This window comes from Enterococcus hermanniensis, assembly GCF_001885945.1.
Taxonomy (GTDB): domain Bacteria; phylum Bacillota; class Bacilli; order Lactobacillales; family Enterococcaceae; genus Enterococcus_A; species Enterococcus_A hermanniensis.
Genome location: NZ_JXKQ01000014.1, coordinates 26,320 through 39,512 on the forward strand (window position 1 = coordinate 26,320; position 13,193 = coordinate 39,512).

10 protein-coding genes are annotated in these 13,193 nt (G+C 38.6%); all 10 read left to right on the forward strand.

The features are described 5' to 3' along the window. Positions 1-44: 44 nt before the first annotated feature. The 10 genes from recA (at position 45) to RV04_RS11715 (ending at position 13,105) form a co-directional block, all read left to right on the forward strand. Complete coding sequence (gene recA / locus RV04_RS11670) at positions 45-1,088, forward strand: recombinase RecA (protein ID WP_071858644.1); 1,044 nt, start codon at positions 45-47, stop codon at positions 1,086-1,088. Positions 1,089-1,341: 253 nt separating this feature from the next. Further along, positions 1,342-2,898, forward strand: coding sequence for a ribonuclease Y (gene rny / locus RV04_RS11675; RefSeq protein ID WP_071858645.1), 1,557 nt, complete (start codon positions 1,342-1,344; stop codon positions 2,896-2,898). A gap of 125 nt (positions 2,899-3,023) precedes the next feature. Further along, a complete protein-coding gene (gene mprF / locus RV04_RS11680) occupies positions 3,024-5,585 on the forward strand; it encodes a bifunctional lysylphosphatidylglycerol flippase/synthetase MprF (RefSeq protein WP_071858646.1) in 2,562 nt (853 codons plus the stop codon). A 201-nt stretch (positions 5,586-5,786) separates the two neighbouring features. Then, on the forward strand, positions 5,787-6,638 hold the full coding sequence (gene ispE / locus RV04_RS11685; RefSeq protein WP_071858647.1) for a 4-(cytidine 5'-diphospho)-2-C-methyl-D-erythritol kinase: 852 nt from the start codon (positions 5,787-5,789) through the stop codon (positions 6,636-6,638). Positions 6,639-6,865: 227 nt separating this feature from the next. After that, positions 6,866-7,819: a metal ABC transporter substrate-binding protein gene (locus RV04_RS11690; RefSeq protein ID WP_211271199.1), complete on the forward strand. Its 954-nt coding sequence runs from the start codon at positions 6,866-6,868 to the stop codon at positions 7,817-7,819. A gap of 98 nt (positions 7,820-7,917) precedes the next feature. Next, on the forward strand, positions 7,918-8,598 hold the full coding sequence (locus tag RV04_RS11695) for a metal ABC transporter ATP-binding protein (protein ID WP_071858655.1): 681 nt from the start codon (positions 7,918-7,920) through the stop codon (positions 8,596-8,598). Continuing rightward, positions 8,571-9,401, forward strand: a complete 831-nt coding sequence (locus RV04_RS11700; RefSeq protein WP_071858648.1) for a metal ABC transporter permease — start codon at positions 8,571-8,573, stop codon at positions 9,399-9,401. The genes RV04_RS11695 and RV04_RS11700 overlap by 28 nt, the downstream gene beginning before the upstream one ends. 219 nt (positions 9,402-9,620) lie before the next feature. Beyond that, positions 9,621-10,442 carry a pur operon repressor gene (purR, locus tag RV04_RS11705; protein WP_071858649.1) on the forward strand — a complete coding sequence of 274 codons (822 nt, stop codon included), beginning with the start codon at positions 9,621-9,623 and terminating at the stop codon, positions 10,440-10,442. A gap of 227 nt (positions 10,443-10,669) precedes the next feature. Further along, positions 10,670-12,037 (forward strand): bifunctional UDP-N-acetylglucosamine diphosphorylase/glucosamine-1-phosphate N-acetyltransferase GlmU, encoded by a 1,368-nt coding sequence (gene glmU / locus RV04_RS11710; protein WP_071858650.1) that lies wholly within the window; start codon positions 10,670-10,672, stop codon positions 12,035-12,037. Positions 12,038-12,133: 96 nt separating this feature from the next. Further along, positions 12,134-13,105 (forward strand): ribose-phosphate diphosphokinase, encoded by a 972-nt coding sequence (locus tag RV04_RS11715; protein ID WP_071858651.1) that lies wholly within the window; start codon positions 12,134-12,136, stop codon positions 13,103-13,105. Positions 13,106-13,193 lie beyond the last annotated feature (88 nt).

The window sequence follows — 13,193 nt, forward strand, 5'->3', positions numbered from 1 at the left end:
GAGACTGTGATGAATACATCAATAAGAATTAGGAGGATCAGCTATTGGCTAATGATCGTAAAGCAGCATTGGATGCTGCGATGAAGAAGATTGAAAAGAACTACGGAAAAGGTTCGATCATGAAATTAGGAGAAAAGGTCGACCAACAAATTTCTACGATCCCAAGTGGCTCGTTAGCATTGGACGTTGCATTAGGTGTTGGTGGATACCCACGTGGTCGGATCATTGAAGTTTATGGACCAGAAAGTTCGGGTAAAACAACTGTTGCCTTACATGCTATTGCGGAAGTTCAAAAACATGGCGGAACAGCTGCGTTTATCGATGCTGAACATGCATTAGATCCTCAATATGCACAACGTTTAGGCGTTGATATTGATGAATTGTTATTATCACAACCTGACACAGGTGAACAAGGCTTAGAAATTGCTGACGCACTTGTTTCTAGTGGTGCAGTAGATATTATTGTGATTGACTCAGTAGCTGCATTGGTTCCGCGTGCTGAAATCGATGGCGAGATGGGTGATGCCCATGTAGGGTTGCAAGCTCGTTTGATGTCGCAAGCTTTGCGTAAATTATCTGGTTCAATCAACAAGACAAAAACCATCGCTGTCTTTATCAACCAAATTCGAGAAAAAGTTGGTGTTATGTTTGGTAACCCTGAAGTAACACCAGGTGGACGTGCGTTGAAATTCTATGCAACGATTCGTTTAGAAGTTCGTCGGGCAGAACAATTGAAAAATGGCACGGATATCGTAGGGAACCGTACAAAAATTAAGGTAGTCAAAAACAAAGTAGCGCCACCATTTAAAGTCGCAGAAGTCGATATCATGTATGGTCTTGGTATCTCACAAGAAGGCGAACTATTAGATATGGCAGTTGAAGAAGACATCATTGATAAAAGTGGTGCTTGGTATGGCTATAAAGAAGATCGTATTGGTCAAGGACGCGAAAATGCGAAGAAATATTTAGCAGATCATCCTGAAATGATGGCTGAAGTAGCAACTCGTGTACGTGCAGCGTATGGTATCGGTGATGAACTTCCAGAAGCAGAAGATTCAGGACAAGAAGAATTACCGATCGAAGAATAAAAAACAAAAAAGTGCTGATAATCGAGTCGATCGCCCCGATTATCAGCGCTTTTTTTTGTCATATTTCAAAACAATGCTAAGCGCTTTATTTCTTAGTCTGACAAAAGAGAAATAAAGTTGACACGCTATCAGACAAACATTAGAATAAAGTTGTGTGACAGACACACATATGCAAGTAGGCATATTGATAATTTAGCATTCGTTTATCAAAAAACTACAGATAAGTAAATAAGATAGTACGGAGGTGGATTTAATGTTAGTTCCTATTCTCCTCGCTATCATCGGTTTAATTGTCGGTCTTGGTTTAGGTTTAATGGTCGCGAAGTCACGTCATGAAAAAGAAATTGATGGAGCACAAAACACAGCTAGAGGGATCATCACGCATGCAAATAAAGAAGCGGAGACCTTAAAGAAAGAAGCTTTGTTAGAAGCCAAAGAAGAAAACCAGCAGTATCGCGCACAAGTTGAAAGTGAGTTGAAAGAAAGCAAACAAGAATTAAAATCACAAGAAAATCGCTTGCTTCAAAGAGAACAGACTTTAGATCGTAAAGACGATTCTCTCGAGAAGCGTGAGCACTCACTGGAAGAAAAAGAAACAAAAATCAGTGCTAGACAACAATTAATTGACGAGCGAGAAAAAGATGTAGAACAACTGATTGAAGAACAAAAAACGAAATTGGAACAAGTTGCTTCGTTAACGAAAGATGAAGCAAAAGAAATAATCATGAAAACGACGGAAGAGGAATTGAACCATGAATTAACTGTCATGGTTAAAGAATCTGAGCAACGTGCAAAAGAAGAAGCTGATCGCAAAGCGAAAAATCTTTTAGCGATGGCAATTCAACGTTGTGGTGCTGACGCTGTTTCCGAAACGACTGTTTCAGTCGTTACACTACCAAATGATGAGATGAAAGGTCGGATCATTGGTCGTGAAGGTCGAAACATTCGAACATTAGAAACATTGACAGGGATCGATTTGATCATCGATGACACACCAGAAGCAGTCGTATTATCTGGTTTTGATCCAATTAGACGTGAAATCGCCCGCATGACATTGGAAAAACTGATTCAAGACGGACGGATTCATCCGGCTCGGATTGAAGAAATGGTTGAAAAATCTCGCAAAGAAATGGATGAAAGAATTCGTGAATACGGAGAGCAAGCTGCTTTTGAAGTTGGTGCGCATACCTTACATCCAGATTTGATCAAGATTTTAGGCCGTTTACATTTCCGCACCAGTTACGGTCAAAATGTTTTGAATCACTCTATCGAAGTGGCAAAATTGACGGGTGTTCTAGCTGCAGAGTTAGGCGAAGATGTTCAATTGGCCCAACGTGCAGGTTTATTGCATGATATTGGTAAGGCGTTAGATCATGAAATTGAAGGTTCACACGTTGAGATCGGTGCTGAGCTAGCTGCTAAGTATCGTGAAAATCCCGTCGTTATCAATGCAATTGCTTCTCATCATGGAGACACTGAAGCGACTTCTGTCATCTCAGTTTTAGTTGCTGCTGCCGATGCAGTTTCAGCTGCTAGACCGGGTGCTCGAAGTGAATCATTAGAAAACTATGTTCGCCGTCTACAAAACTTAGAAAATATTTCAAATAGTTTTGATGGAGTAGAATCAAGTTTTGCTGTTCAAGCTGGGCGCGAAGTTCGTGTCATGGTTAAACCAGAAGAAATTTCAGATTTAGATTCTGTTCGATTGGTTCGCGATATTCGTCGTAAAATCGAAGATGAACTAGACTATCCAGGACATATTAAGGTCGTCGTTATTCGTGAGACACGAGCAACTGATTATGCAAAATAAAAAAAGCCTCTTTTACGAGGCTTTTTTTATTTTTTTAAATGGGAACGTAAATGGAAAAGAATAGCGCCAAAGTAAGAATTCATTTAAAATAGACCTTAAGGATTAAGGAAGAGTGGAGAGAAAGAATGACGACTATTATCGGCTGGTTTAAACGCCATGCGACACTGCTTAAAATTATATTCTTTGGGATTGTTTTATTTTTTGTTGCAAACCAAGTGAAAAATATTGCCCATGGAATGAGTTGGCAAACTGTATGGAAAACAATCCAGCAGCAAAATCAGCTGTCTTTATTGGCAATGTTTGGAGTGGGTCTGTGCGGCGTATTGCCTATGTTGTTGTATGATCATGTAGCGATTACAACCTTAGAACAGGCAGGGCGACCTCGAATGGATCGAAAAGAATGGTTCATCTCTGCTTGGACGACAAATACAATCAATAATTTAGCTGGTTTTGGTGGAATTGTAGGTGTAAGTCTTCGTTCAAGTTTTTATGGCAAAGGAATGGAGAAAAAGAAAGTTTTAGCTGTGATCTCAAAAATTGCTATTTTTATGTTAGCGGGTTTATCGATTATGGCGTTCTTTACCGCATTGGATTTGTTTTTTTTCCGGACTCAAAATTCTTTTGTGCGCTATCGTATTTGGTTATTGATTGGTGGACTTTTTGCTCCAGTACTATTCGGCTTTGTCTATGCTAGACGGCGAACACTATTTAAAGAATTTCAGCTAAAGCAAATCGTTGAATTATTTGTAGCATCGATTGGGCAATGGCTGGGGGCAATGATCGTATTTTTAGCGGTTGGTTATTTGATGGGGGCTAAATTAAATCTGGGCGATGTCTATCCAATGTTTGTGATCGCTACTGGCTTAGGAATGTTGACAATGGTTCCTGGAGGTGCTGGGACATTTGATGTGATGATGATTTTAGGTCTAGGACATCTTGGCTTGAATCAAAGTACCGCAGTAGTATGGATCCTCTTTTATCGGATCGTCTATTACTTGATCCCTTTTGTTACAGGTATCGTAATCTTTTTGACGAATACAAGTGTTAAAATGAATCGTTATTTTGATAATTTACCACGTTTGATTTCACAAAAATTTGCTCATGGCTTATTAGTGACTGCTGTTTATTTTGCAGCAATTATGATGATCTTATTATCGACATTGACCAATCTTTCGAATATCAGCCGTTTGTTTCAAGTGTTGTTACCTTTTTCTTTTAATTTTCTAGATCAAACACTAAATTTATTGGTGGGATTTTTATTGCTAGGCTTTGCTCGGGGAATTTCCCAAAAAGTACAGCGCGCCTTTTGGCCAACGATCCTCTTATTGATTTTTGGAATCATCAACACGGTTGCCCGTACGGCGTCAATTCGCTTGATTGTTGTATATCTAGTGATTCTACTGATTGTTTGGATGTCCCGTAAAGAATTCTATCGTCAAAAGCTAGTTTATTCATGGGGCGCTATTTTATTTGATGGCACGTTATTCGGTCTCTTATTTATCTTTTATGCGGTTGCAGGATATCATCGTGGTCAAATTTGGAGTAATGAGCGCTTGAGTAGTAGATATTTTGCCTTTCCTTCTGAAGAGATTTGGTTTTCAGGGTTGATCGGTTTGATTCTATCGATTCTGTGTTTAGCAATTTTATATCATTACTTAACCCAAAGTGATGAACAAATTGGAACTGAGTGGGATGAAAAAAGATTCAATTATTTGATTCAGCGGTATGGAGGATCTGCAGCGAGTCATTATTTAAGAGTCCCTGGCTATCACTATTATTATTATAAAGAGAATGGGAATGACCAAATCGTTTTTGGCTTCCAAATCAAAGCGGATAAATGTTTTATCTTGGGTGATCCAATTGGTAACCCTGATAAGTGGCAAACAGCGACGCTTGCATTTATGGAGCAAGCAGATCGTCTAGGCTATCAGTTAGCTTTTTATAAAATCTCTGAAGATTATGTATTGTTGTTGCATGATTTAGGTTTTCACTTTGATAAAATCGGTGAAACGGGCGTGACTGATTTTATGAAACATCAGAATGATGTTTTCTCAGATCGTTTTGAATTCAAGCGATTAGCCAATGAAGGTTATCAATTTACTTATTTCGAACAACTGCCTACGGAGATTTTTGATGAATTAGAAGAGATCTCACGTGAATGGTTAAATGGAGAGAAAGAAAAATATTTCTCCGTTGGACGTTTTGACCGTGAGTATTTACGCACGAGCCATGTAGGAATCGCACGAGATCCGGAAAATAAAATTGTTGGGTTCATCACGGAACAGCCAATGAATCAAGAAAAAGCTTCTTTTGATCTTTTGCGTTTTAGAAATAATGTTCCAAATGAATTACCGACTTTTTTGAAATTACATTTGATGGATGAATTAAAAAATCAAGGCTACAAAGAAGTCTTTCAAGGGATGGCTCCATTTGCCAAAGTTGGTGAGACATCCTTTGCTTTTCTAGGTGAACGTATCATGAATCTGATTTACAAATACGGAAATTCTATCTATGCATTCCAGCAGGTGACGGAAGAAAAGACCCTCTATGTCGATCAGTGGAAACCAAGATATTTTGCGTATATGAAGAGTAGTAGTTTCTTATTCTCAGCTATGCAATTATTATTGTTGATTGGTCGCGGAAAAAATAAAGGCGCGACCATTTCAGATGAAATGATCGAAGTTTAAATAGGTTAAGACAAAAGTAAAACCAACTTTTGTCTTAACCTATTTTTGTTTTACTTTATAAATTTATTAGCTTCTTTGTCTTTATTTATTCAAAGCGAAAAGTTCAACGAAACGAACGGGGCTATGCTAAAATGAAGTATCTATACTTTTGATAATGGCTATGTTAGAATCTTCTAGTGAAAAATTTGAATGGGTGAGAAAATGGAAATTATGGAAAAAGCCCCAGCTAAAATCAATTTAGGCCTTGATATTCTCGGAAAAAGGCCTGATGGGTTACATGAGTTGGCAATGGTGATGGCCAGCATTGATTTGGCAGACCGCTTATATTTGGAAGAAATTCCTGAAGATAAAATCATTATTGAAACGAATAAGGCTTTTTTACCCACGGATAAAAAAAACCATGTTTATGAAGCACTGGAATTAGTCAAAGAACGCTTTGGGATAAAACAAGGCTTACAAGTCAAGATCCATAAAGAAATTCCAGTAGCGGCCGGTTTAGGTGGTGGATCAACTGATTCAGCGGCTGCGTTGCGCGCAGTAAATCGTTTGTGGAATTTAGGTTTATCGATGGAAGAGCTTGCTCGTCTAGGTGCTGAAGTTGGTTCAGATGTTCCGTACTGTGTTTATGGACAAACCTCTTTAGTAGAAGGTTTTGGCGAAAAAGTTACGCCAATCAAACCAATGCCTCAATGCTGGGTTGTAGTGGTCAAACCACGAATGAGCGTTTCGACGCGTTCGATTTTTGCACAGATCGTCATGGAAGAGTTGTATCATCCAGATATACCGGCATTAGTTTCAGCTATTGAAGCTGGCGATTATCAAAAAATGACCCAAAATTTAGGCAATTCAATGGAAGTAGTGACAATCAAAAAGCACCCCGTTATCCAACAGTTAAAAGATCGGATGTTAAAGTACGGAGCAGATGCTGCGATGATGAGCGGAAGCGGTCCAACCGTTTATGCTTTATGTCATAAATACTCACGAGCTAAACATGTCATGAATGCTTTAAAAGGTTTTTGCGAGGAAGTGTATTTAGTTCGAACATTAAAGTAGGTCCTGTGGGTCTACTTTTTTCTATTCATTAAAAAATAAAATAACAATATATTTGAAATGAAACGGATACAGTTAATTTTATTCATATGAGCAGAGAGTCATTCATATTACGGTTTGAGAAGTCTTTAACGTTTTAAATCGTAAATTTTACGATTTGCATTGACGGATAGAAAAACATTTGTTAGATTTATTCTTGTCTTAAAAACGAAGAGAAGGTGCTTAGAAAGATGAAAATGAGAACAGGACTGTTTTTATTAGGAACGGTATTACTATCAGTAGTGTTGACAGCCTGTAGCGGGCAAGATAAAAAAGGAGCGTCATCGGATGATGGAAAAATCCAAGTAACGACAACTTTTTATCCGATGTATGAATTTGCGAAACAAGTAGTGGGAGATAAAGGGGATGTCGACTTGATCATCCCAGCAGGAACAGAACCTCATGATTTTGAACCATCGGCTAAAGACTTAGCAAAAATCTCAAACTCAGATGTCTTTGTTTATAATAGTCCGGAGTTAGAAAAATGGGCCTCTAAACTATCAGATACAATCGATACAGATAAAACAAAAATTATTCAAGCTTCAAAAGGGATTTCATTAATGGACAGTGTGGAAGATGCTCATGATAGTGAGAGTACAGAAACAGCCAGTGATCATGACCATGATTTAGATCCACATGTTTGGCTAGATCCAGTCTTAGCCATCAAAGAAGTGGAAACCATTCGAGACCAGTTAAGCAAAAAATATCCTAAAGACAAAACGATCTTTGAAAAGAATGCTGCAACCTATATCGATGAATTGAAACAATTGGATCAGGACTATCAAACGACTGTTAAAAATGCAACGAACAAAACCTTTGTTACACAGCATGCTGCTTTTGGGTATTTAGCTAAACAGTATGGTTTGACACAAGAAGCGATTGCCGGCATCTCACCAGACCAAGAACCATCGGCCAGCCGTTTGACGGAATTAAAAAAATATGTGGAAACAAATAAGGTCAATGTCATTTATTTTGAAGAAAATGCCTCATCAAAAGTAGCTGAAACGCTCTCGAGTGAGACCGGAGTAAAACTAAAGGTTTTAAATCCGCTAGAAAGTTTAACGAATAAACAAATTAAAGCAGGAGAAGATTATGTCTCTGTGATGCGTGATAATCTAGCTGCTTTGAAAGAGAGTATCCAATAATTGAAGCATTGCGCAAGCTATTTTGATGTTAGAATCGGTTGCGTAGCCTTTATTTTTAATTTATAAAATGTTCAATTTAGTAGAAAAGAGGAAGTTTAATGTCCTATATTGAAGTCAAAGATCTCTCGTTTTACTATGACAATGAACCGGTATTAGAAGATGTCTCATATCATGTCGATCCAGGAGAATTTGTCATTTTAACAGGAGAAAATGGGGCCGCAAAATCAACACTAATTAAAGCAACCCTGGGATTGTTGAAGCCTAGTAGTGGCGAAGTAACAATCGCTAAAAAAAATGCAGAGGGTAAAAAGTTAAGTATTGGCTACATCCCTCAACAAGTAGCCTCGTTCAATGCGGGATTTCCTAGTACAGTTTTAGAGTTAGTTGAATCTGGTCGTTATCCTCAAGGAAAGTGGTTTAAAAAATTAGCGGCACGTGACCATGCTCATGTAAAAAAAGCATTAGAATCAGTTGATATGTGGAAGATGCGTGATAAAAAAGTTGGAGAACTTTCTGGTGGGCAAAAACAACGGATCAGCTTGGCTCGTTTGTTTGCAAAGGATCCGGATTTGTTCATCCTAGACGAACCCACCACCGGGATGGATGAGAAATCACGGAATGATTTTTATGAATTATTACGACATAGTGCCCATGCTCATGGAAAAAGTATTTTAATGATCACTCATGACCATGAAGATACGAAAAAATATATCGATCGTCATATTCGATTGGTGCGAAAGGAGAATTCACAATGGCGTTGCTTTCATATGAATTCATGAGACGGGCTTTTCTAGCCGCGATTTTTATTGCTGGAATCGCTCCGATGCTAGGTGTTTTTCTAGTTATCCGGCGGCAATCGTTGATGGCTGATACTTTGTCACATGTTTCCCTAGCCGGAGTTGCTCTAGGTTTTTTCTTAAACTTGAATCCAACAGGAACGACGCTCTTCGTCGTCGTTATCGCTGCGATCCTTATGGAGTATCTTCAAAATATGTACAGTTCTTATTCAGAGATCTCGATTGCAATCTTGATGGCAGCCGGATTAGCAGTAGCGCTAGTATTGATGAGTTTAGCTCCAGGGAATTCGGCAGTCAGTATCCAATCATATTTATTCGGTTCGATTGTTACAATCACTTGGCAACAAGTTGTCTTTCTAGGCATTTTATTTGTCCTAGTAGGTATTTTATTTCTATTATTTAAACGCCCAATGTATGTATTGACCTTTGATGAAGATATCGCGGCCGTCGATGGCTTACCGGTTCGAATGATGTCAATGATTTTTAACATCGTGACCGGTGTAGCAATTGCGGTCATGATCCCGATTGCTGGGGCTTTACTAATCTCGGCCATCATGGTATTACCAGCAGCCGTTGGTATGCGAGTAGGGAAAAGCTTCAACGTAGTGATTTTCGTTAGTGTTTTAGTAGGTTTTATCGGAATGATCGGTGGGTTGACTGGTTCGTATTATTTAGATACACCGCCGGGCGCTACGATTACGTTAGGTTTTATCGTATTATTCTTATTAGTCAATGGTGTTCGCCAGTTGAGAATTTTATTCCAGCGAAAACAGTTACAAAAATAGAGGAAAGCGAAAGCTTTTCCTCTTTTTTTGTTTAATAATTAATAAATTCCGAACTTTTTCACTTTGAAACAAGAAAATACTCGAATTTTATTGATTAAACCCTTATAATGAAAAACGATAAATCAGATTTGGTTAGCCTCGACTTAATAAAAAGTAGTAGGGACATAAATTGAACATCAAAAAATTAATTACTTTAATATGAAAATAGGAGTGGATTACGTGAAAGTGCGTCGAAGTGAACGTTTAATCGACATGACACAATATTTATTGGATCATCCACATGATTTGATCCCATTGACTTTTTTTGCTGCTCGTTATGGTTCAGCAAAATCTTCGATCAGTGAAGATTTAGCGATCGTAAAGAAAACCTTTAAGGAACGCGGAACGGGTCTTTTAGAAACGATTCCTGGAGCTGCTGGAGGTGTTGTTTTTACACCGAGTATTACTGATGAAGAAGCCAAAGAATATATTGAATCTTTAGCTGAACGTTTGTCAGAAGAAGATCGTCTATTACCAGGTGGATATGTTTATTTATCTGATATGTTAGGACAACCGGACTTGTTACGTAAAGTTGGTCGGATTATTGCTGCTCAATACTTAGATAAAAAAGTTGATGCTGTGATGACCGTGGCAACGAAAGGCGTACCAATCGCTCAAGCAGTATCCTATTATTTGAATGCGCCATTTGTGATCGTGCGACGTGATTCGAAAATCACCGAAGGTTCTACAGTCAGCGTCAACTATGTATCAGGTTCTTCAGAACGGATTGAAAAGATGGAATTATCTAAACGTAGTTTGAAACGCGGCTCAAGAGTCTTGATCGTGGATGACTTCATGAAAGGCGGCGGGACCGTCAACGGAATGAAGAGTTTAATTGAAGAGTTTGAAGCTGAATTAGTCGGCATCACTGTTTTTGCGGAATCTAAATTCAAAGGTGAACGTGCAATCGACGATTATAATTCATTGTTATTCGTTCAAGATGTGGATACAAGTACAAAAACCATCACGGTTGTACCGGGAAATTGTTTTGATAAAGAATAAACGCATCTAAAAGGTTCGTTTTCCATTAGCTGCTCTGATGATTTTTATGGAGAGCAAAAATTGGAAGCTAGCCTTTTTTTTATTTAGCTAGTAAAATAGTAAGAGTATCTATGATAAATAGTCGAAAACAGCTACGCTTATTTATAGGACTTCGTCCATTTATCGCCATAAAAAAATGAGATTTTTTCTTTTAAAAAATACTATTAAACAAATAGGAGTGACTTTTTTTGGAAAATCGTTATGCGATTATTTTAGCAGCGGGTAAGGGAACGCGCATGAAATCAAAATTATACAAAGTTTTACATCCGGTAGCCGGAAAACCAATGGTAGAACATATCATTGAACGAGTGGTAGAAACAGAACCAACCGATATCGTCACAATCGTTGGTCACGGTGCCGAAATGGTCAAAGAACAATTAGGTGAACGCAGTCAATATGCATTGCAAGCAGAACAATTAGGAACAGGCCATGCAGTGATGCAAGCCGCTGAATTCTTAAAAGGCAAAAAAGGAACAACGTTAGTCATCAGTGGTGATACACCCTTATTAACGACACACACATTAAATAATCTTTTTGATTATCATTTAGGTAAAAAAGCCAGTGCCACGATTTTAACCGCGCATGCGGAAGATCCAACTGGTTATGGACGTATTCTTCGTGATCATGTAGGCATCGTCGAAAAAATCGTTGAGCAAAAAGATGCGACACCAGAAGAAGCACGAACTCAAGAAATTAATACTGGAACATACTGTTTTGATAACGAACAATTATTTGCTGCGTTAGAGAAAATTGGGACGGATAATGCTCAAGGAGAATATTATTTAACAGACATCGTTGAAATCCTAAAAAATGAAGGGCAGACGGTTGCTGCGTATCAAACAGAAGATTTTGAAGAATCATTAGGCGTGAACGACCGAATCGCTTTAGCCAATGCAAATGAAATCATGCGTCGCCGAATCAATAAACAACACATGGTCAACGGTGTAACATTTATTGATCCTGCTACTACGTATATCGATGTAGGCATCGAAATCGGTTCAGATACAGTGATTGAACCAGGCGTACAAATCCAAGGTAATACAGTGATAGGTGCAGATTGTGTGATAGGTGCCCATTCTAAAATCGTAGATAGTACGATCGAAGACAAGGTAGAAATCAAATCTTCTGTCTTAGAAGAATGTATCGTCCGCAAGTCTGCTGATGTAGGACCAAATGCCCATTTACGCCCGCAAACAGACATTGGGGAACACGCACATATCGGGAATTATGTAGAAATCAAAAAAGCGACCATTGGTGAACATACAAAAGTTGGTCATTTGACATATGTTGGTGATGCGACACTTGGAAAAGATATTAACGTCGGTTGTGGGGTTGTTTTTGTTAATTATGATGGTAAAAACAAACACCATACCACTGTTGGGGATCATGTCTTTATTGGTTCAAGCACCAATATTATTTCACCAGTTACTATCGCAGCAAACAGTGTGACTGCTGCTGGCTCGACGATCACTTCTGATATCCAAGAAGGTGATCTGGCAATTGCCCGTGCTCGCCAAGTAAACAAAGCGGGTTATGCGGATCACTTGCCATTTTAAGGGAAATCTCTTGATTTCTTAAATGGAAATGACTAGTATTTTATTTGAAATGGTATATAATCGGTACGTATGCTTAAAAAGAAAGTGGAGGTCCCCATGTCGAAACATTATTTTGATCCAAGATTGAAGATTTTTGCTTTGAATTCTAATCGTCCCTTAGCTGAAAAAATTGCTGAAGAAGTAGGTGTAGAACTAGGAAAAAGTTCTGTTACCCAATTTAGCGATGGAGAAATTCAAGTAAATATTGAAGAAAGTATTCGCGGCTGCCATGTCTATGTCGTTCAGTCAACAAGTAGTCCAGTAAATGATAACTTAATGGAACTATTGATCATGATCGATGCCTTGAAACGCGCGAGTGCAAAAACAATCAATGTCGTAATGCCTTATTACGGTTATGCCCGTCAGGACCGTAAAGCGCGCGCACGGGAACCAATTACTGCAAAACTTGTAGCCAATATGATCGAAAAAGCAGGTGCAACACGTCTATTAACACTAGATTTACATGCATCTCAAATCCAAGGATTCTTTGATATTCCTGTTGACCATTTAATGGGTGCACCATTGATTGCAGATTATTTCTTAGAAAAAGAAATTTGCGGAGATGACGTTGTCGTTGTTTCACCAGACCATGGCGGTGTGACACGTGCTCGTAAATTAGCAGAATTCTTAAAAGCGCCAATCGCGATTATCGACAAACGTCGTCCGAAAGCGAACGTTGCGGAAGTTATGAATATTATCGGTAAAGTAGACGGCAAAACATGTGTGATCATTGATGATATGATTGATACAGCAGGTACGATCACGCTAGCTGCGAATGCCTTGAAAGAAGCGGGAGCGAAAAAAGTATATGCTTCATGTACACACCCTGTTTTATCTGGTCCAGCAATGCAACGTATCCAAGATTCAGCAATTGAGCATTTAGTCGTTACTGACTCTATTTATTTATCAGACGAACGTAAAATCGATAAAATCGATGAAATCAGTGTTGGTGAATTAATGGGCGATGCGATCAAACGGATCCATGAAAACAAACCAGTTAGTCCTTTATTTGAAACACATAAAAAATAAAAAATAGGCCCTCAATGAGGGCCTATTTTTTTTGTCTTGATTAAAAAAAGGAGCTCATCGGTGGGGGCCGATGAGCAAAGGAGTTAAA

Excerpts from the sequence above, each read along its gene's own strand:
- mprF (WP_071858646.1), top strand. The coding sequence starts at position 3,024 with ATGACGACTATTATCGGCTGGTTTAAACGCCATGCGACACTGCTTAAA.
- RV04_RS11700 (WP_071858648.1), top strand. The coding sequence starts at position 8,571 with ATGGCGTTGCTTTCATATGAATTCATGAGACGGGCTTTTCTAGCCGCG.
- RV04_RS11690 (WP_211271199.1), top strand. The coding sequence starts at position 6,866 with ATGAAAATGAGAACAGGACTGTTTTTATTAGGAACGGTATTACTATCA.
- RV04_RS11695 (WP_071858655.1), top strand. The coding sequence starts at position 7,918 with ATGTCCTATATTGAAGTCAAAGATCTCTCGTTTTACTATGACAATGAA.
- rny (WP_071858645.1), top strand. The coding sequence starts at position 1,342 with ATGTTAGTTCCTATTCTCCTCGCTATCATCGGTTTAATTGTCGGTCTT.
- RV04_RS11715 (WP_071858651.1), top strand. The coding sequence starts at position 12,134 with ATGTCGAAACATTATTTTGATCCAAGATTGAAGATTTTTGCTTTGAAT.
- ispE (WP_071858647.1), top strand. The coding sequence starts at position 5,787 with ATGGAAATTATGGAAAAAGCCCCAGCTAAAATCAATTTAGGCCTTGAT.